A 23,695-nucleotide genomic window follows, 5' to 3' on the forward strand; every position below is an offset into this window, starting at 1 on the left:
CAGATGAAATTTTCCCGATTCCAACCCACCCTGCTGGCGGCTCTGATCGCTGCCGGCATGAGCTCGGCCGTGATGGCGACCGAAAGCGCCGAGCCAGCAACCGCCAAGGCGCCCTACTCGCCTTACGCTGATCTAGACTTCCCGACACGGCCGCTGTTTGGCGACACCCATGTGCACACCTCATTCTCCATGGACGCCGGCGCCTTTGGCGCACGTCTGGGCCCGGTAGACGCTTATCGCTTCGGCAAGGGTGAACAAGTCATTTCATCCACCGGACAGCCCGCCAAGCTCTCGCGGCCACTGGACTTCATGGTGGTGGCAGACCACTCCGACGGCTTTGGTTTTTTCCCCACGCTGATGAGCGGTGATCCCGACTTGCTGGCCACTCCGCAGGGCCGCAAATGGTATGACCTGATCAAGGGCGGCAAAGGCGGTGAGGCCGCCATCGACATCATCACCAGCTTTGGTCAGAACAAACTGCCCAAGGGCTTCCCTTTCCCTGGCACTCCGGCCTATTCCTCGGCCTGGGCGCAGGTGATCAAGGCCGCCGAAGACGCCAATGAACCGGGGCGCTTCACCGCCATCATCGGCTATGAATGGACCTCCAACGAAAAGGGCAACAACCTGCACCGCAACATCCTGTTCCGCGAAGGTGGCGACAAGGCCATCAAGGTAGAGCCCTACACCACCCTGCCGCCGACCGGCAGCGGCAACCCGGAAGACCTGTGGAAATGGATGGACATGGCCGAGAAGGAAACCGGTAGCCGGGTGCTGGCCATCGCCCACAACGGCAACCTGAGCAACGGCCGCATGTTCCCGACCACCGAAGCCTTCGGCAAAAAACTCGACAAGGAATACGTGGAAACCCGCGCCAAGCGCGAAAAAATCTACGAGGTCACGCAGATCAAGGGCGACGGCGAGACATATCCGAGCCTTTCTCCCACGGATGAGTTCGCCAACTTCGAACGACTGGACGCCGGCAACCTGGATCTCACAGTGGCTAAAAGCCAGGACATGCTGCAATACGAATATGCCCGCCAGGCTTTGCGCAACGGCCTCAAGCTGGAGCAGGAGCTGGGCACCAACCCCTACAAGTTCGGCATGATCGGCTCGACCGACTCGCACACCGCTCTGGCTACTGCAGAAGAAAACAACTTCTTCGGCAAGGCCAGCAATATGGAGCCCAATCCCAAGCGCGTGAGCAAGGACTTCTTCCGCAACTTCACCACCAAGATTTTCATCAAGGAATGGCAGCTGTCCTCCTCCGGTTATGCCGGGGTTTGGGCCAAGGAAAATACCCGTGCGGCGATCTTTGATGCGCTGGAGCGCCGTGAAACCTATGGCACCACCGGACCGCGCATGACCGTGCGTTTCTTCGGCGGCTGGGACTTCACGCCGGCCGATGCCACTGCCGAGGTACCGGCGCGGGTCGGTTATGCCAAGGGCGTGCCCATGGGCGGCGAGTTGAACAAGGCACCGGCCGGCAAGGCACCAACCTTCCTGGTCGCCGCCATGAAAGACCCGATTGGCGCCAATCTGGACCGCATCCAGATCATCAAGGGCTGGCTGGACGCCAAGGGTGAAACCCACGAGAAAATCTATGACGTGTCCTGGAGCGATGCCCAGACCCGCATACCGGGCAAGGACGGCAAGGTGCCGGCAGTCGGTAACACGGTTGACGTGGCCAACGCCAGCTGGACCAACACCATCGGCGCTTCGGACCTGATCACGCAGTGGAGCGACCCGGAGTTCGACCCCAAGCAAAGCGCGTTCTACTACGCCCGCGTACTGGAAATCCCCACCCCGCGCTGGACTGCCTACGACGCCAAGTACTACAACGAGAAGGTCGAAAAGGATGTGACCATGGTGCTGCAGGAGCGCGCCTATACCTCGCCGATCTGGTACACCCCGTGATTTTCTGAATCACATCGTGAAAGCAGAAGGGAGAAACGGGTGAAACCGTTTCTCCCTTTTTTCTGGCGCATGCATTGCGCCACCCACAAGGCCTGCTGCCGGCATTTGCACAGCGCAACACTGGCAAGGCAGACTGACGCCTTACCCGCACCCACTCCGGAGCCAGCATGTTGCCGCAAACCCTCGAAGAGCTGAACGCCATTCGTGATGAGTGCAAGGCCATGGTTACCCGTCGCGCCGGGCTGTCCGCCGGAGCTGTGGTCATCCCGATCCCGGGCATCGACATCGGTGCCGATGTCAGCCTGTTGATGGAAATGATCCCGGCGATCAATGAAAAGTTCGGCCTGAGCCCGCAGCAGATCGAACAATTGCCGCTGCAGCTGAAGAAAATCACCGTGGTGGCAATCACCAGTGTCGGCAGCGAGATGGTCGGCAAGATGGTCACCAAGCATGTATTGCTGCAGATACTGAAGAAAGTCGGCGTGCGTGTGACCAGCAAGGCCTTTGTCCGCTTCATCCCCATTCTCGGCCAGACGGTTGCCGCCACGGTCAGTTTCGGTGCGATGAAAATGGTCGGCAATGCCCATGTCGAGGATTGCTACAAGGTGGTCAAGGACACCCTGCTCGCCGTTCAGCAACTGCCTGACGGGCTGACCGATGCATAGCGTCAGCCCGGTTGGCTACCTGCGCTCGTGCTTCCGCGAAAAGTTCGCCATTCCGCGCCAGCCACAACTGGCCCCCGCCGCCCGCGGCGTAGTGGAGCTGTTGCCACCGTTCAATAACGGCGAAGCGGTGGATGGTCTGCAGCAGGTCAGCCATGTCTGGCTGCTGTTCCTGTTTCATCAGGCCCTCGAAGAGCAGCCGCGCCTCAAGGTGCGACCGCCGCGCCTGGGCGGCAATCAAAGCATCGGCGTATTCGCCAGTCGCGCCACCCATCGACCCAATGGCATCGGCCAGTCGGTAGTCCGGCTGGACAAGGTCGAGGCCGGGTGCCTGTGGCTGTCCGGTATCGATCTGCTCGACGGCACACCGATTCTCGACATCAAACCCTATGTGCCTTACGCCGACTGCGTAGAGGGTGCGCATAACCACATAGCCGCAACTGCCCCCGCGACCATTCCGGTCGACTGGCAGCCCGAAGCGCTGCAACAGGCGCAGCTGCATGCCCGGCGCCTGAACGAACCGCTGGTGGAGCTGATCGAGCAGTGCCTGGCCCAGGATCCGCGACCGGCCTACCAGCAACCCCTGCCGGAGCGCCGCTATGGTTGCCGGCTGTGGGATCTGGATGTGCGCTGGCATTACCCGCAGCCACAACATATCTGCGTGCTGGAAGTGTTGCCCGCCGCATGAACGTGCTACTTGCTGACGGTTCTGCACCTCTCCGGCCAACCCGCCGCGGACTGAAGTCCCAGCCGGGTGCTACCTGTCACTACCCTGCCAACCTGCCCTGCGCCGAAGCCTGTCCATGACCCCTGCTGCCATCCGCACCCTGCACCAGCATTTGCTCGCCGCGTTGAATCCGCCACCCGCCGAGGCGTGCCGGCTGTTTCACGGGCGCGGCAAATGCTGGCTCGGGCTGGAGCAGGTCAGCGTCGACTGGCTGGAGGGCATTGTGCTGGTAATGCTGTTCCGCCCACCGCAGGACGCCGTGCTGGCTGCGCTGCAGGACATGCTCGGATCCCTGCAACAGCCGGTGCTGCTGCAACTGCGTTACCTGCCGGACTGTCCTGCTCTCTGGCTGACGGGTGACGCGGTTGAACAGTGGCAAATCCACGAAAACGGCCTGGCTTACCGGCTGGACCTGGGCACCCGGCAAAACAGCGGCCTGTTCCTCGATATGCGCCATGGCCGGCAGTGGCTAAGGCAACGGGCCGCCGGCAAATCCGTGCTCAATCTGTTTGCCTATACCTGCGCTTTCTCGGTGGCAGCCATCGCCGGTGGCGCCCGCCAGGTGGTGAATCTGGACATGTCCAGAGCCGCGCTGACCCGCGGCCGCGAGAACCACCGGCTGAACCGGCACGACCTCAGCCACGTGCGCTTTCTCGGCCACGATCTGTTCAAGTCCTGGGGCAAGCTGGCTCGCCTGGGACCCTATGACCTGATCATCATTGACCCGCCGAGCTTTCAGCACGGCAGTTTCATGCTCAGCCGCGACTACCGGAAAATCTTCCAGCGCCTGCCCGTCCTGCTCAGCGCGCAGGGTCAGGTACTGGCCTGCTGCAACGACCCGGACACCAGTCCGGACTTCCTGCTGGCCGAGGCAGCCCTTGCCGCACCCGGCCTGCAGTTTGTGCAACGGCTGGAAAATCCGCCGGAGTTTGCCGAGAGCGATCCGGACGCTGGCCTGAAGGTTCTGCTGTTTACTTACCAGCAGACGCCGCCCCCCTGAACAGGCCAATCCTTTCACCCCCAGGATGCAGGTTGGGCATCAGCCCACCCTGCAGCCAGCCAGGGTCATCCGGAAAGGGTCTGCCCGCGCCTGCTCAGTAGGTATCGAAGCCGCGGCGGTAAACCACCTCGGTGCATTCCGTCCAGCGCGCATTCAGTTTGCTGACCGGTTCCTCACCCTTGACCACGGCGGCGCGCCAGGTATCCCAGGCCTTGCCGAAAGTCTCGGCATTCGGCGTGCGGCCCACCCAGGCATAGCCGTCGGGCATGTCACTGAATACCGGCACCACCACTTCAGCGGTCAGGTTGTAGGGTTTGCCCCATTCATTCATCTGCTGGTTCAGTGCAATAAAATCTTTCAGGGTGCAGGCCGGCTTCAGCTTGAATGCCAGCACATCCAGATAGGCCGCCTGCACCAGGCTTGCGCAGAGACCAAGGCTCAGGCCGAGCAGTAGTTGTTTTTTCATGTGCGTGTCCTCGTTTATGCAAACGGGCGCCGGGCTCAACAACTTGTAACTGAGGAGGGCGTTGCAACCGTCTCTCCGGGGAGTCACACCACTTTGCAGGTGTCGCAAATCTGAGGTTAGTAGCCTGACAGACGGTCCCTAGACCTTTTCCTGATAACCCGGCCTGCGCAAAAATCGATCACTGATAACCAAACCGGCACAGCCGATCAAGCGGATACACCCAGCCGTCTGCCAGCAAAGCAAAAACCCCGCATACCGGCAGCGGGTACACGGGGTTTGCGGGTTGCCTGATCCGGACGCTTGCCGGATCACTTCTCGACGAAAGCGCGCTCGATCAGATAGTCACCCGGCTCGCCCATGCGCGGCGAAATCTTCAGACCGAAACTGTCCAGCACCGCACTGGTTTCATCGAGCATGCTCGGGCTGCCGCAAATCATGGCACGGTCATCCTGCGCGTTCATCGGCGGCAGGCCGATATCGCGGAACAGCTTGCCGCTGCGCATCAGATCGGTCAGGCGTCCCTGATTCTGGTACTCCTCACGGGTCACTGTGGGGTAATAGATCAGCTTCTGCCGCAGCGCTTCACCAAAGTATTCGTTGAGCGGCAGGTGCTCGGTGATGAATTCACGGTAAGCCACTTCGTTGACGTAACGCACACCGTGAATCAGCACCACCTTGTCAAAGCGCTCATAGGTCTGCGGGTCCTGAATCACGCTCATGAACGGTGCCAGCCCGGTACCGGTGCTGAGCAGGTACAGGTGTTTGCCGGGCAACAGGTCATCCAGCACCAGGGTACCGGTGGGCTTGCGGCTGACCATCAGTTCATCACCGACCTGCAGGTGCTGCAGGCGCGAGGTCAGCGGGCCGTCCTGGACCTTGATGCTGAAGAACTCCAGATGTTCTTCATAGTTCGGGCTGGCAATCGAGTAGGCGCGCATCAGTGCCCGGCCACTTTCCTGCTGCAGGCCGATCATGACGAACTGGCCATTTTCGAAGCGCAGCCCCGGATCACGGGTGGTCTTGAAACTGAACAGCGTGTCGTTCCAGTGATGCACGCTCAGCACGCGTTCGACATTCATGTTGCTCATGGGCCATTCCTTAATGCAGCAGACTTGATAGGGCGGCAGTTTAGGAGCAGGCTGCATATCTGTTAAGTGAATTATAAAGATATGCATTATAGGTTATATAGATATGCGGTTTACTCTCAGACAACTCCAAGTATTCGTCGCAGTGGCCAGCCAGGGCAATGTTTCCAGAGCTGCCGAGTCGCTGGCCCTGTCACAATCGGCAGCCAGCACCTCGCTCTCGGAACTGGAACGGCAGTCCAGCTGCCAGCTGTTCGACCGCGCCGGCAAACGCCTGAACCTGAACTCGCTGGGCCAGCAGTTGCTGCCCCAGGCCATAGCCCTGCTGGAACAGGCCAGGGAGATCGAAGCCCTGTTCAACGGCAAGACCGGCACCGGTTCACTGGCTGTCGGCGCCACACTGACGGTGGGCAACTATCTGGCGACCCTGCTGATCGGCAGCTTCATGCAGCGCTATCCGCAGTGTCAGGTCAGCCTGCATGTACAGAACACCGCGAACACCGTGCAGCAGATCGCCCACTACGAACTGGATCTGGGCATGATCGAAGGTGACTGCCAGCACCCGGATATCGAGGTGCAGTCGTGGGTGGATGACGAGCTGGTGGTGTTCTGCGCGCCCGAACACCCGCTGGCCAGACGCGGTGAAGCGTCGATGGCCGAGCTTTGCCATGAAGCCTGGATTCTGCGCGAGAAAGGTTCGGGGACGCGGCTGACCTTTGACCAGGCGATGCGCCATCGCCCGGCACCACTGAATATCCGCCTGGAACTCGAGCACACCGAAGCGATCAAGCGTGCGGTGGAGTCGGGGCTGGGCATCAGCTGTATCTCGCGCCTGGCGCTGCGCGATGCCTTCCGCCGTGGCAGTCTGGTGGCGGTGGAAACCCCGGAGCTGGATCTGATCCGGCAATTTCACTTCATCTGGCACAAACAGAAGTACCAGAATGCCGCGATGTCGGACTTTCTCGAGCTGTGCCGATCACTGACGACCGGGGTCAGCCGCAGTGACCAGATCGTATTGCCCAGCCTCCGCTAGTAGCGGTACGGGCAATCCCGGTCGCCTCCGGCAAACCGGGGTTAGTGCTTCAACCCAGCAGAATCAGGCCCCAGACCACACCGATCAGACACAGCGCAATGAACTGCGCAGCGCTGCCCATGTCCTTGGCATTTTTCGACAGCGGGTGAATATCCAGGGAAATACGGTCGATGGCCGCCTCGATGGCCGAATTGAGCAGCTCGACAATCAGCAGTATCAGGCACACGCCGATCATCAGGGCGCGCTCGACCTGGCTGACATCGAAATAGAATGCCAGCGGAATCAGCAATACGTTGATCAGCACCAGCTGGCGGAACGCTGCCTCGCCGACATAGGCCGCACGCAGGCCGGCCATGGAGAAACCGGTGGCGTTGAGAATACGTTTCAGGCCGGTCTGGCCCTTGTAGGGTGACATTCGATAGTTACCTATAGCCAAGCCACGCAAGGGCAAACCTGCGTGGCACGAATGGAAGAAATACAACTACTGGGGGGAGAAACTCTCCAGTTGCTGCAACAGCATCGCCGCCTGGGTCCTGGTGCGCACCCCCAGTTTACGGAAAATCGCCGTCACATGGGCCTTGATGGTCGCTTCGGAAACCGATAACTCCCAGGCAATCTGCTTGTTCAGCAAGCCATCGCAAACCATCGTCAGCACCCTGAACTGCTGTGGCGTCAGGCTGGCCAGACCGGCACTGGCGGCCTTGGCCTCGGCAGTCAGCTCCGCCGCCTCGGCCGACAGGCTCGGCCACCACAAATCGCCATCGAGCACTGCGCGCACGGCCTGCTGGATCTGGTCCAGCGAGCTTGATTTGGGGATGAAACCGCTGGCACCGAATTCCCGCGAGCGGGAAACCACGGTGGCCTCCTCCTGCGCCGAAATCATCACCACCGGAATCTGCGGGTATTGCCCGCGCAGCAACACCAGCCCGGAAAACCCGTGGGCACCAGGCATGTTCAGATCCAGCAGCACCAGATCCCAGTCACTTTTTTCCGTTAAACGAGCCTCAAGCTCGGCAATACTGGCCGCTTCGGCCAGGTGTAGTTCTGCGCCCAGATCCAGGCTCAGGGCCTGATGCAGGGCGCTGCGAAACAAGGGATGATCATCCGCAATCAGTATTTCGTAAGCAGCCATTGGCTATTCCTGTTGTTATTCTTTTGCAGGCAGCACCGCGCAGCATGCCCAGCCCAAACGGGGTGGTCAAGCGCAGCCTTTTCCGGCACAGTCGCGCCCCCTGCCACCGAGATCAATCATGCGAACCCAAGCCCTGCGTGCCGACCTGTTGATGTTGCTGACCGCGATTATCTGGGGCTCGGCTTTTATTGCCCAACGCCTGGGCATGGACAGCATCGGCCCGTTTCTCTACACCGGTCTGCGCTTCGCCCTGGCAAGTATTGCCCTGCTGCCGCTGATCCTCTGGCTGGAGCGGCGTATCGAGCATCGCAAGCCGGAGCCGATCAACCCCGGACTGCTGCGCGGCGGCCTGATCATGGGACTGGCACTGACGCTGGGGATGAACCTGCAACAGGTCGGCCTGCTCTTCACCAGCGTGACCAACTCCGGCTTTATCACTGGCCTGTACGTGATCGTGGTGCCGCTGCTGGGCCTGTTCCTCGGCCACAAGACCGGGCTGGGCATCTGGCTGGGTGCCGGACTGGCGGTGCTGGGCATGTTCCTGCTCAGTGTCGGTGACAGCTTTCAGGTTGCCTCCGGCGACTGGCTGCAGCTGGCCGGCGCCTTTGTCTGGGGCGTGCATGTGCTGCTGGTCGGCCATTTCGCCAGTCGCCATGACCCGCTGCAACTGGCATTGATCCAGTTTGCCGTGTGCGCGCTGATCAGCCTGCTGCTGGCGGTAGTGTTCGAGCCGATCCAGCTGGCGGCCATCATCAGCGCCCTGCCCGCTATCGCTTATGGCGGCCTGCTCGGGGTCTGCGTGGGCTTTACCCTGCAGGTGGTCGCGCAGAAACATGCGATCGCCTCCCATGCGGCGATCATTCTCTCTCTGGAAGCCGTGTTTGCCGCCATTTTCGGTGCGTTGCTGCTCGGTGAAGCGCTGAGCATCAAGGGATACTTCGGTTGCGCGCTGATGTTCAGCGGCATGCTGCTCGCGCAACTGTGGCCGCGCCCGCGGCAGGCCTGAATTCAGGACGGCAAAAAGCCCTGCGCCAGCTTGTGCGCGGGGCTGCCCAGGTCCAGTGGCTGATTGCGCTTGGCTGCCAGGTAATGCTCGGTAAAAACATCCAGATAGGCATCCAGGGCAGCGGCGCTCGCCTGGTCGCCGGCCAGCTCCAAACACAGCGCCGCCACCTCTGCCGTACACAGGTGTTCGGCATTCTTCGAGCGGCGCAGGCCATAGCGTGACAGTTGCTCCGCTTTCAGGCTGAGCACCGGAAAGCGGTCCAGATAGGCGCTCTTGCGGAACATCTTGCGCGCCTCCATCCAGGTGGCGTCGAGCAGGACGAACAATGGCCGGCGCCCCGGCTGCAACTGCACCTGATCCACTACCCGTTCTGCCGGTGCATATTCACCGGGAAAAACAATGAAGGGCTGCCATTCCGGGTCATTCAGCAGCTGCTCGATGGCCGGATCAGGCTCGGTCCGTGACCAGCCAAAAGCGGCCGTGTCCTTCACCACATCGGCAATCAGCCAGCCGGTATTGCTTGGCTTGAGCGGTTCGGTGTCATACATCAGCAGGCACATGCCAGAATTGCTCGCCACTGCGGGCTTCCAGTTACACAGGCAATAGGCGTGCGCCACCCGGCACTGCGGACAGCGCGAGACCCGCGAGCCGCGGGCATTGAAGGGGCGAACGCTGCGCGCCAGACGCTCGGCGCGCAAGCGGGCCACGGCATGAGTCATCGCGATCCACCAGAGAAAATGCATGGCAGCAACGGCTGCCGGGGGCGCAGTTTAGCAGCCTTTGGCCGGCCGCCCGGCATGCTTGTGCGGCTAGTGCTTTGCCGGCATAAATGCTTAACTTCCCCACGCCTGCCGGCCCTCAAGGTCCGGATTTACCAACCAAGAACCGGAGCTTTGCATGTCCAGCCAATACCCCGCCGTTGATCCGGACGGCCTGCTTGAATACTCGGTAGTCTTCACCGACCGCTCGCTGAACCACATGTCCAGACAGTTCCAGCAGGTCATGCGTGACATCTCTGCCGGCATGAAGCTGACCTATAACGCGGCAGCCGTGGCAGTGGTTCCCGGTGGCGGCACCTACGGCATGGAAGCGGTAGCCCGGCAGTTTGCCGCCGGCAAAAAATGCCTGGTAATCCGCAATGGCTGGTTCAGCTACCGCTGGAGCCAGATATTCGAAGCCGGGCAGATACCTTCTGAAGAAATCATCCTCAAAGCCCGCCCGCTGGCCGAAGGGCACCAGCAACCCTGGGCACCAGCACCCATCGACGAGGTGGTTGCCAGTATCCGCCAGCACAAACCGTCTCTGGTGTTTGCTCCGCACGTGGAAACCGCATCCGGGATCATTCTGCCGGACAGCTATCTGCGTTCGGTAGCCGATGCCGTGCACGAACATGGCGGCCTGTTTGTCCTCGATTGCATTGCCTCCGGCGCGGTATGGGTCGACATGCAGGCGTGTGCCGTTGACATACTGATCAGTGCTCCGCAAAAAGGCTGGAGCGCCTCGCCATGCAGCGCACTGGTGATGCTCGGCGAGCAGGCCGCCGAGCGCATCAAGCTGACCCGCAGCAGCAGCTTTGCCTGCGATCTGCTCAAGTGGCTGCAGATCATGCAGGCCTACGAGAATGGCGGCCACGCCTACCATGCCACCTTGCCCACCGATGCGCTGGCAGCCTTCTGCCGCAGCATGCAGGAGACCATCAACGGCGGTCTGGACACTTTCAAGGCCGCACAGTGGGATCTGGGCACGCGGGTCAGAACCCTGATGGCCGCCAACGGCTTCCCCAGTGTCGCCGCGCCCGGTTTTGCGGCGCCGGGCGTGGTGGTCAGTTATACCGATGACATCGGTATCCACAATGGCAAGAAATTCAGCGCGCAGGGCCTGCAAACGGCAGCCGGCGTCCCCCTGATGTGTGATGAAGCGGCGGACTTCCGTACCTTCCGCATCGGCCTGTTCGGCCTGGATAAATGGCTCAACCCCGAGCAGACCGTCAGCAACCTTGAACTGGCGCTAAAGGCCAGCAACAGCGCCGGCTAAGTAAAAGCCTGCGGCCATACCGGTGCGCTCGCGCTATCTGGCAACTGACCTGCATCAACACACCTTGAACGGGATTGATGCAGGCTCACAGGTACCGTTAGCTATCTGGAGATCGACATGGCACTGCTCAATTTCTATGGTGCAATCCAGCAGGTCACCGGTTCCTGTTACCTGATTGAAAGCCGCGATGGCGCCCGTGTGTTGATGGAATGCGGCATGCGCCAGGGCCGCAGGGATGCCGATGAAGACAACCGGGCACCCTTCCCGTTTGACCCGGGCAGTCTGAATGCCGTGGTTATTTCCCATGCCCACCTGGACCACAGCGGACTGCTGCCCAGGCTGGCGGCCGCAGGTTATCGCGGGCCGATCTACGCCACGGTAGCCACCAGCGAACTGCTGGAACTGATGCTGCTCGACTCGGCCCACATCCAGGAGCATGACGCCGAGTGGGAAAACAAGTGGCGCGCCCGGGTCGGCAAGCCGCAGATCACCCCGATCTATACCACTGCAGACGCCGAACTGGCACTCAAGCTCAGGCACCCGCTGGAATACGAGGAACTACACGAAGTCGCTCCTGGCGTGCGGCTTACCTACCATGACGCCGGTCATATTCTGGGGTCGGCGATCGTTGAACTTGAAGTGGATGACCATCACCTGACGCGGCGCCTGGTGTTCTCCGGCGATCTGGGCAATACCTGCTCGCCACTGATGCACAACCCGAGCATTCTTACCCGCGCTGATGCGGTCATGCTCGAATCGACCTACGGCGACCGCGATCACCGCTGCAGTGAGGACACGCTCGATGAGCTGGCCGGAATTCTGCAACAGGCCTACCGCGACGGTGGCAATGTGCTTATTCCCTCCTTCGCCGTGGGCCGTACCCAGGACCTGATTTATTACCTTGGACGCTTTTACCAGGAGGGTCGACTGAAACAACAGGCCGTCTTTCTCGACAGCCCGATGGCGATTCGCGCCAATGCGATTTACTCGCGCTATCAGGACCAGTTCGACCTTCCCGAACACAACGGCCGCCCGGCCAAAAAGGTCAAGCGCATCGAACAATGGTTGCCGATCCTGCGCTGCACAGCCTCACCGGAAGAGTCGATGGCGATCAACCGCATCAACAGCGGCGCCATCATCATCGCCGGCAGCGGCATGTGCACCGGCGGGCGTATCGTGCACCACTTCAAGCACAATATCTGGCGCAAGGAATGCCACCTGATCTTCCCCGGCTTTCAGGCCAGAGGCACCCTTGGCCGCAATATTGTGGATGGCGCAAGCAACATCAAGGTTTTGCACCAGCGCTTTGCCGTGAAGGCACAGATTCATACGCTGGGCGGCTTCTCGGCCCATGCCGGACAAAGCCAGTTGATCGACTGGGTCAAGAACTTTGACCATCGCCCCGAGCTGTATCTGGTGCATGGTGAGCTGGAAAAAATGCAGATACTGCAGCAGGAACTGAAGCGCCAACTCAACTGGGATGCATGCATCCCCGAGCCCGGCGAACAGGTCGTACTCTGAATCGAGCAACCGGCGGCGCGGCCTGTGACAAGCAGGCCGCAGACCTGCAAACTGCGCGGCATCACCGGTCGCCGGCAAACCGCGACACTCCCTGACCTTGCAGAGGTATCGGCTGATGCCCTACCAGCCTGACGATTATCTTTCCCGGCACTTCCAGACCAGCGCCATCGATATCAATCAGAAAGTCGATGAACTGGCCGGCATCACCGTGCCGCCCGACAGTCCCAATCTGCCGCTGTATCGCGAGATGCTGATGACCGTGATCCGCATGGCCCAGGCCGACCGCAATCGCTGGGACGCCAAGATCATGCTGCAGACCCTTAGCGAAATGGAGCAGGCCTTCAGTCTGCTGGAGAAATTCAAACGGCGGCGCAAGGTCACGGTATTCGGCTCGGCCCGCACGCCTGCCGGCCACCCGCTCTATGAACTGGCGCGTGAACTGGGCAGCGCTCTGGCACGCCTCGACCTGATGGTTATCACCGGGGCCGGGGACGGCATCATGGCCGCCGCACATGCCGGTGCCGGGCTGGACAACAGCCTGGGTTTCAATATTTCACTGCCATTCGAGCAAGGCGCCAACCAGACCATCAAGGGCTCGTCGCACCTGCTTACGTTTCATTTCTTTTTCCTGCGCAAACTGTTCTTCGTCAAAGAGGCGGATGCCATTGTGCTCTGCCCGGGTGGTTTCGGCACACTCGACGAAGCGCTGGAGGTGCTGACGCTGATCCAGACCGGCAAGAGTCCGTTGATCCCGGTGATACTGCTGGACAAGCCGGACGGCACCTACTGGCGTAGTGCCATGGACTTCCTGCAGCAGCAACTGGCGGACAACCACTACATATTGCCCAGCGACGTGCAGCTGATGCGCATTGTCCACACTGCCGAGGATGCTGCACAGCACGTCTCGTGCTTCTACCGTAACTTCCATTCCAGTCGCTGGCTGGATGGACTGTTTGTCATTCGCATGAATCACGCCCTGTCTCAGGACGCCTTGCAGACACTGGACAAGACCTTTGCCGATCTGTGCCTGAATGACGGATTCAAACAGCAGTCTTACTGTGATTCGGAAACCGACGAGCCGGAGTTATGCAACCTGATCCGCCTGGCCTTCGCGTTCAATGGACGCAATCATGGCCGCCTGCGTGAACTGGTGGACTTCATCAACCTGCCGCAGAACTGGGTACAGAACGGCTGAGCGAGCCATTGCGACTCTGCACCAGTCATTCCTGATCTTTATTGCGCAACAAACGGCCGACCATATCCGCCGGATAGCCGCGGTAAGCGAGAAAGCGCCCCTGCTGTGCATACGCCTTGGCGTCTGCCGGCAACTGCCCGGCAAACCGCCGGCGCCATACTTCACGCAACTGTGCCACCCAGTCGACATCCGCTTCAGCCAACGCCCGGGCAATGGCTTCGCGTGGTAGTCCGCGCTGGGCCAACTCTTCACGAATACGCAAGGGGCCGTAGCCGGCGCGGGCACGACTGCCGACATAACAGTACAGATAACGCGACTCATCCAGCAGACCGTCTGCTTCCAGTCGGTCAAGGGCGTTGCCGATCAGTTCGTCACTGGCGCCGCGCAAGCGTAACTTGCGCTCCAGCTCCACCCGCCCATGCTCGCGCCGGGCCAGCAGATCCATGGCGCTGCGCCGTACCGCTACGGCGCTATCCAGCACTGCCCGCATGCCCGGCCTCAGCTATCGACGTCTGCCAGCTCATCCACCGCAGCTGCGGCTTTTTGCGGTACAGGCGCAGCCAGCAGTTTGTCGCGGATCAGCTGTTCGACAGTGCGCGCCACTTCCGGATTGTCTTCCAGATACTTGGCCGAGTTGGCCTTGCCCTGGCCGATCTTGCTGCCCTGATAGCTGTACCAGGCACCGGATTTTTCCAGCAGACCAAGCTGCACACCCAAATCAATTATCTCGCCGTTACGGTAGATGCCCTTGCCATACAGAATCTGGAACTCGGCCTGGCGGAACGGCGGCGCCACCTTGTTCTTCACCACCTTGACGCGGGTTTCACTGCCGACCACTTCGTCACCTTCCTTGACCGCGCCGGTACGGCGAATGTCCAGGCGTACCGAGGCATAGAACTTCAGCGCGTTACCGCCAGTGGTGGTTTCAGGACTGCCGAACATCACGCCGATCTTCATGCGGATCTGGTTGATGAAGATCACCAGACAGTTGGCATTCTTGATGTTGCCGGTAATCTTGCGCAGTGCCTGCGACATCAGGCGCGCCTGCAGGCCGACGTGCATGTCACCCATTTCGCCCTCGATCTCGGCCTTGGGTACCAGCGCCGCCACCGAGTCGATGACGATCACGTCGATCGCATTCGAGCGCACCAGCATGTCGGTGATTTCCAGCGCCTGTTCGCCGGTATCCGGCTGCGACACCAGCAGGTCATCGACATTCACCCCGAGCTTGCCGGCATATTCAGGATCGAGCGCATGCTCGGCATCGACGAAGGCGCAGGTCGCACCGAGTTTTTGCGCTTCGGCAATGACCGACAGCGTCAGCGTGGTCTTGCCGGATGATTCCGGACCGTAGATCTCGACGATCCGGCCTTTCGGCAAGCCGCCAATGCCCAGTGCGATATCAAGGCCCAGCGAGCCGGTGGAAATTGCCGGGATGGCCTGACGCTCATGGTCGCCCATGCGCATGACTGCACCTTTGCCGAACTGCCGCTCGATCTGACCCAGAGCTGCCGCCAGTGCACGCTTTTTATTCTCGTCCATTGCCATCCTCACGTATTCAAGGGAGCCCATCGCTCGCCAACAACTGTATATGTAGACAGTAGTATTCCATATGGCAAGTACGCCGGCTACCCCTGCATGTATTTTTCTCTGAGCAACCGACGAACGTGATCACCCGGACTGATCAAGCTGTATCAGCAGTCTGCCAGTGGATCATCCCTGGGGCACAATGCGGTTTAATTCCTTACTCGCCTGCGCGCCAGGGACACCATGAAAACAGCTCTCCTGATCATCCTCGTACTACTGCTGACTGGCCTGGCCGTGCTGGCACTGCTAATCAACCGCTGGCGCAATTCGCCGCACGGCCGGCTCTCGCTAGCGGCAGCCATCATCGGCAAGCTGGCGGACTGGCAGGCTGCCAGTGGCGATAAGAGTCCACAGGCCATGCGTGCCAGCCGGGACAAGAGCATCGGTTTCTTCATCGCCCGTCCCGCCGGGGTCCACGCGGTTCGCGATCTGGACATTCCCGGCCCCGGCGTGGCACTGCCGGTCCGTATCTACACCCCGCAAGCCAGCCTCGCGGCACTGCCGATCATCATCTACTTCCACGGCGGCGGCTGGGTATTGGGCAATCTGCATTCCCATGACAACCTGTGCCGCACACTGGCCGCCAAGACCAGTGCCATCGTGGTTTCCGTGGATTATCGACTGGCCCCGGAGAATCCCTTTCCCGCGGCACTGGATGACGCAGTTGCCGCTCTGCACTGGGTAGCCGCCCATGCGCCAACCTTCAATGGCGATTCCACGAGGATCGCCTTGGCTGGCGACAGCGCCGGCGGCAACCTGGCGGCAGCCCTGAGCCTGCAGGCGCGCGAACAGCAGGGCCCGGCCATCGCCGCCCAGGCCCTGCTGTATCCGGCAGTCGATCTGAGCAATCTCGACCGGCCTTCAATCCTGCAATTTGCCCAGGGCCTGTTCCTGACCAGGGAGCGCATGGACTGGTTCATTGATCAGTACGTGCCGGACCAAGCCATGCGCAGCAGTCCGCTGGTGTCGCCGCTGCTGGCCGGTAACCACCAGCACCTGCCCCCGGCGCTGATCATCACTGCGGGGCTCGACCCGCTGCGCGACGAGGGTGAGGCGTATGCCGCAGCACTTGAACAGGCCGGCGTGGCAACCCGGCTAACGCGTATCGAGGGCGTGATCCACGGCTTTGCATCCATGGACCGCTGGTTTCCCGAAGCCAGCCAAGCCACTGACCTGATTGCCGGCTTTCTGCGCGAGCAGTTCAGCAAGGTGGCTGCGCAATCCGGAAAAAACTAGACAGCACAGGGTGCTGTACCGCTAGCCAGTTTGATCAACCCGCTCAGCGCCGTCTCCACCGTTTGCCGGCGAACTGCCGCACGATCGCCGGCAAACTGACAGCGCTGGCTGTACAGCTGGCCGCCGTCGGCCCACGCCAGCCAGACGGTGCCCACCGGCTTTTCCGCTGAGCCGCCATCCGGTCCGGCAATACCGCTGACCGCCACCCCGTAGCGCGCGCCACTGTGCCGGCAGGCGCCGCTTGCCATGGCCTCGACCACCTCGCGACTGACCGCACCGACCTGCCCGAACAACCGTTCGGGAACGCCCAGCTGGGCGGTTTTCTGGGCATTCGAATAGGTCACATAACCGGCCTCGAACCACGCCGAGCTGCCGGCAATCCGCGTGATCGCTTCGGCAATGCCACCGCCGGTACAGGACTCCGCCGTGCAGACCTGCGCCTGCTCGGCCAGCAAGTGACGGCCAAGGCTTGCCGCCAGTTCAGTCAGTCCATCCATCAGTGGCCTCCGGGCTTAATACAGACAAGGTGGATACCGTACACTACGCGACTTTGTGATTGCAGCCGGACCCGCGGACGATGAGCGACCTCTCAGCCCACACCCCCATGATGCAACAGTACTGGAAGCTGAAAAATCAGCATCCGGAGCAGCTGATGTTCTACCGCATGGGCGATTTTTACGAACTGTTCTACGAGGACGCCAAGAAAGCCGCCGCGCTGCTCGACATTACCCTGACCGCACGCGGCCAGTCAGCCGGCAAGTCGATTCCGATGTGCGGCCTGCCCTTCCATGCCGCCGAAGGCTATCTGGCCAAACTGGTCAGGCTCGGCGAGTCGGTGGTGATCTGCGAGCAGATCGGCGATCCGGCGACCAGCAAGGGCCCGGTGGAGCGCCAGGTGGTGCGCATCATTACACCGGGCACCGTCAGCGATGAAGCGCTGCTCGACGAACGCCGCGACAATCTGCTGGCTGCCGTGCTGGGTGACGAGCGTCTGTTCGGCCTGGCCACGCTCGACATCACCAGCGGCGTCTTCAGCGTGCTGGAAATTCAGGGCTGGGAGAACCTGCTGGCCGAACTGGATCGCCTCAGCCCGGTCGAGCTGCTGATTCCCGACGACTGGCCGAGCGGCATGCCACTGGACAAGCGGCGTGGCGTGCAGCGCCGCGCCCCTTGGGACTTTGACCGCGACAGTGCCCTGAAAGGACTGTGCCAGCAATTCGCCACCCGTGACCTGAAAGGCTTTGGCTGCGAGAACCTGACCCTGGCGATCGGTGCCGCCGGCTGCCTGCTGACCTACGCCAAGGAAACCCAGCGCACCGCGCTGCCGCACCTGCGCAAGCTGCAGCATGAGCGTCTGGATGACACGGTGATTCTCGATGGCGCCAGCCGGCGCAATCTGGAGCTGGATACCAACCTCTCGGGCGGCCGCGACAACACCCTGCAAGCCGTTGTTGATCACTGCCAGACCAGCATGGGCAGCCGCCTGCTGACGCGCTGGCTGAACCGCCCGCTGCGCGACCTGACGACCCTGCAAGCACGCCAGGACTCGATCAGTTGCCTGCTCGACAGCTACCGCTTCGAGCAACTGCAGCCGCAGCTCAAGGACATCGGCGACATCGAGCGCATCCTCGCCCGTATCGGCCTGCGCAATGCCCGGCCACGTGATCTGGCGCGACTGCGCGATGCCCTGGCAGCGCTGCCGGCTCTGCAGCAGGCCATGAGCGCGCTGGAAGTGGCTCACCTGCAAAGCCTGGCAAACACCATCCAGACCTATCCCGAGCTGGCCGACCTGCTGGCCCGCGCGATCATCGACAACCCGCCTGCGGTGATTCGCGATGGCGGCGTGCTGAAAACCGGCTACGACGCCGAACTCGATGAACTGCAGAGCCTCAGCGAGAACGCCGGCCAGTACCTGATGGACCTGGAGGCCCGCGAGAAAGCCCGTACCGGCCTGGCCAATCTGAAGGTCGGCTACAACCGCGTGCACGGCTATTTCATCGAACTGCCGAGCAAGCAGGCCGAGTCGGCACCGGCCGACTACATCCGCCGACAGACTCTGAAAGGCGCCGAACGCTTCATCACGCCAGAGCTGAAAGCTTATGAAGACAAGGCGCTGTCTGCCCAAAGCCGGGCGCTGGCCCGTGAAAAACAGCTGTATGACGAGCTGCTGGAGCTGCTGATCGGCCAGCTGGCACCGCTACAGGACAGCGCGGCGGCTCTTGCCGAACTGGATGTACTGAGCAATCTGGCCGAGCGCGCATTGAACCTCAACCTGAACCGCCCACAGTTCGTCAGCCAGGCGTGCATGCACATCGAGCAAGGCCGTCATCCGGTGGTCGAACAGGTACTTGAGTCGCCCTTCGTCGCCAACGATCTCGATCTCGACAACGACACACGCATGCTGATCATCACCGGGCCGAACATGGGCGGTAAATCCACCTATATGCGCCAGACCGCACTGATCGTGCTGCTGGCGCATATCGGCAGTTTTGTCCCCGCCGCACGTTGCGAGTTGTCGCTGGTCGACCGGATTTTTACCCGTATCGGTTCCAGTGACGACCTGGCCGGTGGACGTTCGACCTTCATGGTCGAGATGAGTGAAACCGCCAATATCCTGCACAACGCCAGCGAACGCAGCCTGGTGCTGATGGATGAGGTCGGGCGTGGCACCAGCACCTTTGATGGCTTGTCGCTGGCCTGGTCAGCGGCCGAGCATCTGGCGCAATTACGCGCCTTTACGCTGTTCGCCACCCATTACTTCGAACTCACCGTGCTGCCGGACAGTCAGCCGCTGGTGGCCAACGTGCACCTCAACGCCACCGAATACAACGAGCGCATCGTGTTTCTGCACCGCGTCCTGCCCGGACCGGCCAGCCAGAGTTACGGGCTGGCAGTGGCGCAACTGGCCGGGGTTCCGGGCAGCGTCATTCAACGTGCCCGCGAACATCTGGCACGTCTCGAAGCCAGCAGCCTGCCGCTGGAAACCTCTGGCGGCGACAGCGCGGCGGGGTCGCAGCCGCTGCAGAGTGATCTGTTCGCCAGCCTGCCACATCCGCTGCTGGAGGAACTGCGCAAGCTGAAAACCGACGACCTGACGCCGCGCCAGGCTCTGGAACTGCTGTATGCCTGGCAAAAGCGAATCTGACAGCGCGCCACCAGCTGAAAGTGATAGAATTGCGCGCCTTTTTCTTGTCGCCAGGTTTACAGGTTGAACTCTGACGACCATTCTGAACCTGCAAGTCGCCCATCTGCGGCGCCAACCGTCGCCCAAGGAGCATCAGCATGACCTTCGTCGTCACCGACAACTGCATCAAGTGCAAATACACCGACTGCGTGGAAGTCTGCCCGGTAGACTGTTTCTATGAAGGCCCGAACTTTCTGGTCATTCATCCCGACGAGTGTATCGACTGCGCCCTGTGCGAACCGGAATGCCCAGCCGAAGCCATCTTCGCCGAGGACGAAGTACCGGAAGATCAGCAGGAGTACATTGAGCTCAACGCCGACCTCGCCGAGATCTGGCCGTGCATCACCGAGAAGAAAGAATCGCTGCCGGATGCCGAAGAGTGGGATGGCGTTAAAGACAAGCTGCAGTATCTGGAGCGCTAATCCAGCCTCCAGGCGCCAACCGCTGCGCAGCCACCGAACGCTGCTGCAAGGTTGATGCACTGCAAATGAAAACGGGCGGCCCAGGCCGCCCGTTTTTTCCCCGCTCCAGTTACTCCCTGTCATCATCCTGATGAAGCGCTACCTGCGCTGTCCTGACTGCCGTCCCTGGCAGCCTGCGCCAGTCCATTGGCACGCGCCCGATAGTACGCAACGGCTTGCACCTGACAAGGCCCTTACAGCCCCTCCGGCGATTACTCGAACGCTCCGAACTATCTTGTAAAGTCTTTATTTTCAATGAGTTAAAAATTACCGCAGCACGAAAATGGTTAAACTGCTGCTAGCGCCACACGCAACGGCCTACAGCAATGTAAGCCTTTGCTTACATTGCAATCAGGTGAGCTTTCGAGTTACCGGCAGAAAAGCAAAGGCCGCTCATCGCGAGCGGCCTTTCATTGGTGGCAAAGCAATCGATGTGTCGGCGAGCACTTACTGGAATAACGAGTCGCCAGAAAGACCGTTGCTTTCCAGGATCTCGCGCAAGCGCTTGAGCGCTTCGACCTGAATCTGGCGTACCCGTTCGCGGGTAAGACCGATTTCACGACCGACCTCTTCCAGCGTGCTGGTTTCATGGCCACGCAAACCAAAGCGGCGCACCACGACTTCGCGCTGCTTTTCGGTCAGGTCGCCGAGCCACTGGTCAATGCTCTGCGACAGGTCATCGTCCTGCAACAGGTCACACGGATCGGTGGTGCGATCATCGCTAAGGGTGTCCAGCAGCGTCTTGTCGGAATCCGGGCCGAGCGAAACATCCACCGAAGATACCCGCTCGTTCAGCCGCAGCATGCGTTTGACATCAGCCACCGGCTTTTCCAGCAAGTCGGCGATTTCTTCCGGAGAGGGCTCATGATCAAGCTTTTGCGTGAGTTCGCGGGCCGCCCGCAGATAGATATTGAGTTCCTTGACCACGTGAATCGGCAGGCGGATGGTCCGGGTCTGATTCATGATGGCCCGTTCAATCGTCTGACGAATCCACCAGGTGGCGTAGGTAGAGAAACGGAAACCGCGCTCGGGATCAAATTTCTCCACCGCGCGAATCAGGCCCAGGTTGCCCTCTTCGATCAGGTCGAGAAGGGAAAGCCCGCGATTGACATAGCGACGGGCAATTTTCACCACCAGGCGCAAGTTGCTTTCAATCATGCGCTTGCGCCCAGCCGGATCGCCACTTTGCGCCAGGCGGGCAAAATGCACCTCTTCCTGGGGCGTCAGCAAGGGTGAGAAACCGATTTCGTTGAGATAGAGCTGGGTAGCATCCAGCGCACGGGTGTAGTCGATGAACTTGTGCTGCTTCAGGCCGGAGGAAGCTTTTGCCCCCTTGTCGGTAGCCGATTGATCCGTCTTACCCTCAGCGGCCTCGTTCATGACGATTTCACGCTCCAGCAACAACAGGTCTTCTTCTACTTCGAACTCTGGCACTTCTTTTTTCTTGAGAGCCATTTCTTATTATCCTTTTACTGAGTCCCGCTTTAAGCCTGCATCGGCCAAAATCCCTGGCCCCAGCAAGCCTAACCCCTATGCAACTGTACGAACCAAACCCCGATCAGCGACTAGGCAAATACTGCAAAGGATCAACCGGTTTCCCCTTGCGGCGAATCTCGAAATGGAGCTTCACCCGGTCGGTTCCCGTCGAACCCATATTGGCAATAACCTGCCCTGCCTTGACCTTTTGCCCTTCCCGCACCAGCAAGTTACGGTTGTGTCCGTAAGCACTTACGTAGACATCGCTGTGCTTGATGATTACCAGTTCGCCATAGCCGCGCAATCCACTGCCGGCGTAAACAACGGTTCCATCCTGCCCAGCCAAAACAGGCTGTCCTAATTCCCCGGCGATATCAATGCCTTTATTCAAACTACCGTTTGAGGAAAATTTGCCAATCACGGTGCCTTGTGCAGGCCACGCCCAGCCTGACGCGGAAAGCTTTACCGGGGTTAAAACCGGGGACGCAGTCTGACTGGGAGCCGGGGTTACCGGGGCAATAGGAGCGGCCGCGGGCGCGGGGGCTGGCGACGATGTAACCGATGTACTGCTGACCATGGGCCCGGATGGCGCGGCAACCGCACTGGTTACCGGAGCTGCATAGACTGGCCGGGTATTATGCACCGGTGGTTTATAGGCCTGCACCGGCGCCGGTGACGCGCTGAAATAGATCACCTGCTTGGGCATTATCACGTAAGGCGCGACTATGTTGTTGCGCGCCGCCAGCGCCTTCCAGTCCCAGCCAAAACGGAACGCGATCGAATAAAGAGTGTCGCCACGCTGGACTATATATTTGCCACCGGAAGGCTGCGCCTTCTTGGCGTAAGCGGAGGTGGAATTACGATCCACTACCTGCACCGGTTTCTGCGAGCTGCTACTGCAACCGACCAGCATGCCGGCGCCAAGCCAGGCCAGAACCAAGGCACGCAGCGCCGGCTTGCAAGACAGGTCGAAGCGCAGTTGCACTGAAGTACCCGAGTTTGACACTAGCCATCCCATCCTGATGATCAACTTCCTTCTGTCTGCGTGCGCCTGGCGAGTAGCGCCGCGAATGCTTCCAGACCAAGTACCAATAGCGCGCCGGCGATTGCCAGGCAAATTGCCAGGGTCAGTTGTGCATCGCTACCGGAAAGCCGGGCAAACTGATCGGGCCACAAATTATCCTGCAGCAAGGGTTGCAGCTTGCCATGACTATTGCTCACCCAGCTCACTGTCTGCTTCCACGGCCACACCTTGTTCAGCGAGCCGAGCATCAGCCCGGCCAGAAACGCCAGGGTGAGGTCACGCCAGCGGTGCAGCAGCCAGTTCAACAGCCTGGAAAAACCCAGCAACCCGGCCAGACAACCGCTGGCAAATATCGCCAGCACCAGCAGGTCCAGTTCTTTCACCGCACCAAGCACAACCGGATAAAGGCCCAGTAATAGCAGAATAAAACTGCCGGAAATACCGGGCAGGATCATCGCGCAGATTGCCACCGCACCGGCAAGAAACAAAGTTAGTGGCGTCCCGTCCAGCTGCACGGGAGCCGCCACGGTGATCCACCAGGCAAAAGCACCACCCAGCAAAGCACTGCACAGACGGGAAACACCCCAGTGCTGCACCGCCCGCACCACGATATGCGTCGACACCAGGATCAGACCAAAGAAAAACGACCACAAGGCTATCGGCTGGGTTTCCAGCAGAGAGGTAATCAGTCTGGCCAGGGAAAGCACACTGGCCAGAATACCGCTGACCAGCACCAGCAGAAAGTTGGCATTGGCGCATTGCCAGGCTTCGACGATACGCCCACGCAACAACAGCAGCCCCGCCTTGGGCAGCTGCGCCAGGGATTGCAGCAACTCGTCATAAATCCCGGTAATGAAAGCGACCGTGCCTCCGGAAACACCCGGCACTACATCTGCCGCCCCCATGGCCATGCCTTTGAGAAACAGCAACAGATAATGCCTCATAGCTTCTT

Annotated in this window: 23 protein-coding genes; 12 read left to right on the top strand and 11 right to left on the bottom strand. The window is 60.7% G+C overall.

Annotation, left to right across the window (positions count from 1 at the left end):
- Positions 1–3 precede the first annotated feature (3 nt).
- The 4 genes from BLT89_RS12165 (at position 4) to BLT89_RS12180 (ending at position 4,303) form a co-directional block, all read left to right on the top strand.
- Entirely contained in the window at positions 4–1,914 is a 1,911-nt protein-coding gene (locus tag BLT89_RS12165; protein WP_090195680.1) for a DUF3604 domain-containing protein, read from the top strand.
- A 167-nt stretch (positions 1,915–2,081) separates the two neighbouring features.
- The gene (locus BLT89_RS12170) at positions 2,082–2,579 is read left to right on the top strand and encodes a hypothetical protein (RefSeq protein ID WP_090195682.1); all 498 of its coding nucleotides are present in this window, start codon (positions 2,082–2,084) and stop codon (positions 2,577–2,579) included.
- Positions 2,572–3,264, top strand: coding sequence for a tRNA (N6-threonylcarbamoyladenosine(37)-N6)-methyltransferase TrmO (tsaA, locus tag BLT89_RS12175; RefSeq protein ID WP_090195684.1), 693 nt, complete (start codon positions 2,572–2,574; stop codon positions 3,262–3,264). Before BLT89_RS12170 ends, tsaA begins: the two co-directional genes overlap by 8 nt.
- Before the next feature lie 115 nt (positions 3,265–3,379).
- Positions 3,380–4,303, top strand: coding sequence for a class I SAM-dependent methyltransferase (locus BLT89_RS12180; RefSeq protein ID WP_090195685.1), 924 nt, complete (start codon positions 3,380–3,382; stop codon positions 4,301–4,303).
- Positions 4,304–4,397: 94 nt separating this feature from the next.
- Here the strand turns inward: BLT89_RS12180 and BLT89_RS12185 are convergent, their stop codons facing one another.
- Positions 4,398–4,769, bottom strand: coding sequence for a hypothetical protein (locus BLT89_RS12185; RefSeq protein WP_090195687.1), 372 nt, complete (start codon positions 4,767–4,769; stop codon positions 4,398–4,400).
- Between the two features lie 308 nt (positions 4,770–5,077).
- Positions 5,078–5,857 (bottom strand): ferredoxin-NADP reductase, encoded by a 780-nt coding sequence (gene fpr, locus BLT89_RS12190; protein WP_090195697.1) that lies wholly within the window; start codon positions 5,855–5,857, stop codon positions 5,078–5,080.
- A 103-nt stretch (positions 5,858–5,960) separates the two neighbouring features.
- On the opposite strand from fpr, the gene BLT89_RS12195 reads away from it, so the two are divergent.
- A complete protein-coding gene (locus BLT89_RS12195; RefSeq protein WP_090195704.1) occupies positions 5,961–6,887 on the top strand; it encodes a LysR family transcriptional regulator in 927 nt (308 codons plus the stop codon).
- A gap of 49 nt (positions 6,888–6,936) precedes the next feature.
- Here the strand turns inward: BLT89_RS12195 and BLT89_RS12200 are convergent, their stop codons facing one another.
- Positions 6,937–7,302: a diacylglycerol kinase gene (locus tag BLT89_RS12200; RefSeq protein WP_090195705.1), complete on the bottom strand. Its 366-nt coding sequence runs from the start codon at positions 7,300–7,302 to the stop codon at positions 6,937–6,939.
- A gap of 66 nt (positions 7,303–7,368) precedes the next feature.
- Positions 7,369–8,019 (bottom strand): response regulator transcription factor ErdR, encoded by a 651-nt coding sequence (gene erdR, locus BLT89_RS12205; RefSeq protein ID WP_090195706.1) that lies wholly within the window; start codon positions 8,017–8,019, stop codon positions 7,369–7,371.
- Between the two features lie 118 nt (positions 8,020–8,137).
- Here erdR and BLT89_RS12210 point away from each other — a divergent pair, with 118 nt between their 5' ends.
- Positions 8,138–9,025 (top strand): DMT family transporter, encoded by an 888-nt coding sequence (locus BLT89_RS12210; protein WP_090195709.1) that lies wholly within the window; start codon positions 8,138–8,140, stop codon positions 9,023–9,025.
- Between the two features lie 2 nt (positions 9,026–9,027).
- Here BLT89_RS12210 and BLT89_RS12215 read toward each other — a convergent pair whose 3' ends face one another.
- On the bottom strand, positions 9,028–9,744 hold the full coding sequence (locus tag BLT89_RS12215) for a tRNA-uridine aminocarboxypropyltransferase (RefSeq protein WP_090195712.1): 717 nt from the start codon (positions 9,742–9,744) through the stop codon (positions 9,028–9,030).
- A 178-nt stretch (positions 9,745–9,922) separates the two neighbouring features.
- On the opposite strand from BLT89_RS12215, the gene BLT89_RS12220 reads away from it, so the two are divergent.
- The 3 genes from BLT89_RS12220 to BLT89_RS12230 all read left to right on the top strand — a co-directional run bounded on the left by BLT89_RS12220 (position 9,923) and on the right by BLT89_RS12230 (position 13,775).
- On the top strand, positions 9,923–11,059 hold the full coding sequence (locus BLT89_RS12220) for an aminotransferase class V-fold PLP-dependent enzyme (protein WP_090195714.1): 1,137 nt from the start codon (positions 9,923–9,925) through the stop codon (positions 11,057–11,059).
- Between the two features lie 117 nt (positions 11,060–11,176).
- Positions 11,177–12,580, top strand: a complete 1,404-nt coding sequence (locus tag BLT89_RS12225) for an MBL fold metallo-hydrolase RNA specificity domain-containing protein (protein WP_090195717.1) — start codon at positions 11,177–11,179, stop codon at positions 12,578–12,580.
- Positions 12,581–12,695: 115 nt separating this feature from the next.
- A complete protein-coding gene (locus BLT89_RS12230) occupies positions 12,696–13,775 on the top strand; it encodes an LOG family protein (RefSeq protein WP_090195726.1) in 1,080 nt (359 codons plus the stop codon).
- Between the two features lie 25 nt (positions 13,776–13,800).
- Here the strand turns inward: BLT89_RS12230 and recX are convergent, their stop codons facing one another.
- Both recX and recA read right to left on the bottom strand, forming a co-directional pair.
- Positions 13,801–14,265, bottom strand: coding sequence for a recombination regulator RecX (recX, locus tag BLT89_RS12235; RefSeq protein ID WP_090195728.1), 465 nt, complete (start codon positions 14,263–14,265; stop codon positions 13,801–13,803).
- Positions 14,266–14,273: 8 nt separating this feature from the next.
- Positions 14,274–15,317 carry a recombinase RecA gene (recA, locus tag BLT89_RS12240; RefSeq protein ID WP_090195729.1) on the bottom strand — a complete coding sequence of 348 codons (1,044 nt, stop codon included), beginning with the start codon at positions 15,315–15,317 and terminating at the stop codon, positions 14,274–14,276.
- 228 nt (positions 15,318–15,545) lie between these two features.
- Here recA and BLT89_RS12245 point away from each other — a divergent pair, with 228 nt between their 5' ends.
- Positions 15,546–16,598, top strand: a complete 1,053-nt coding sequence (locus BLT89_RS12245) for an alpha/beta hydrolase (RefSeq protein ID WP_090195732.1) — start codon at positions 15,546–15,548, stop codon at positions 16,596–16,598.
- Here BLT89_RS12245 and BLT89_RS12250 read toward each other — a convergent pair.
- Positions 16,595–17,095 (bottom strand): CinA family protein, encoded by a 501-nt coding sequence (locus tag BLT89_RS12250; RefSeq protein WP_090195736.1) that lies wholly within the window; start codon positions 17,093–17,095, stop codon positions 16,595–16,597. The genes BLT89_RS12245 and BLT89_RS12250 overlap by 4 nt on opposite strands.
- Before the next feature lie 80 nt (positions 17,096–17,175).
- Between BLT89_RS12250 and mutS the strand changes: the two genes are divergently transcribed.
- The gene (mutS, locus tag BLT89_RS12255; RefSeq protein WP_090195739.1) at positions 17,176–19,743 is read left to right on the top strand and encodes a DNA mismatch repair protein MutS; all 2,568 of its coding nucleotides are present in this window, start codon (positions 17,176–17,178) and stop codon (positions 19,741–19,743) included.
- Positions 19,744–19,880: 137 nt separating this feature from the next.
- Positions 19,881–20,204 carry a ferredoxin FdxA gene (fdxA, locus tag BLT89_RS12260; RefSeq protein ID WP_090195742.1) on the top strand — a complete coding sequence of 108 codons (324 nt, stop codon included), beginning with the start codon at positions 19,881–19,883 and terminating at the stop codon, positions 20,202–20,204.
- 486 nt (positions 20,205–20,690) lie between these two features.
- Here the strand turns inward: fdxA and rpoS are convergent, their stop codons facing one another.
- The 3 genes from rpoS to BLT89_RS12275 all read right to left on the bottom strand — a co-directional run bounded on the left by rpoS (position 20,691) and on the right by BLT89_RS12275 (position 23,687).
- Positions 20,691–21,698 (bottom strand): RNA polymerase sigma factor RpoS, encoded by a 1,008-nt coding sequence (rpoS, locus tag BLT89_RS12265; RefSeq protein WP_090195747.1) that lies wholly within the window; start codon positions 21,696–21,698, stop codon positions 20,691–20,693.
- A gap of 103 nt (positions 21,699–21,801) precedes the next feature.
- Positions 21,802–22,632: a peptidoglycan DD-metalloendopeptidase family protein gene (locus BLT89_RS12270; protein ID WP_231975108.1), complete on the bottom strand. Its 831-nt coding sequence runs from the start codon at positions 22,630–22,632 to the stop codon at positions 21,802–21,804.
- Positions 22,633–22,745: 113 nt separating this feature from the next.
- Positions 22,746–23,687: a DUF368 domain-containing protein gene (locus tag BLT89_RS12275; RefSeq protein WP_090195752.1), complete on the bottom strand. Its 942-nt coding sequence runs from the start codon at positions 23,685–23,687 to the stop codon at positions 22,746–22,748.
- Positions 23,688–23,695: the final 8 nt, after the last annotated feature.

This window comes from Pseudomonas pohangensis (assembly GCF_900105995.1).
GTDB classification, from domain to species: domain Bacteria; phylum Pseudomonadota; class Gammaproteobacteria; order Pseudomonadales; family Pseudomonadaceae; genus Aquipseudomonas; species Aquipseudomonas pohangensis.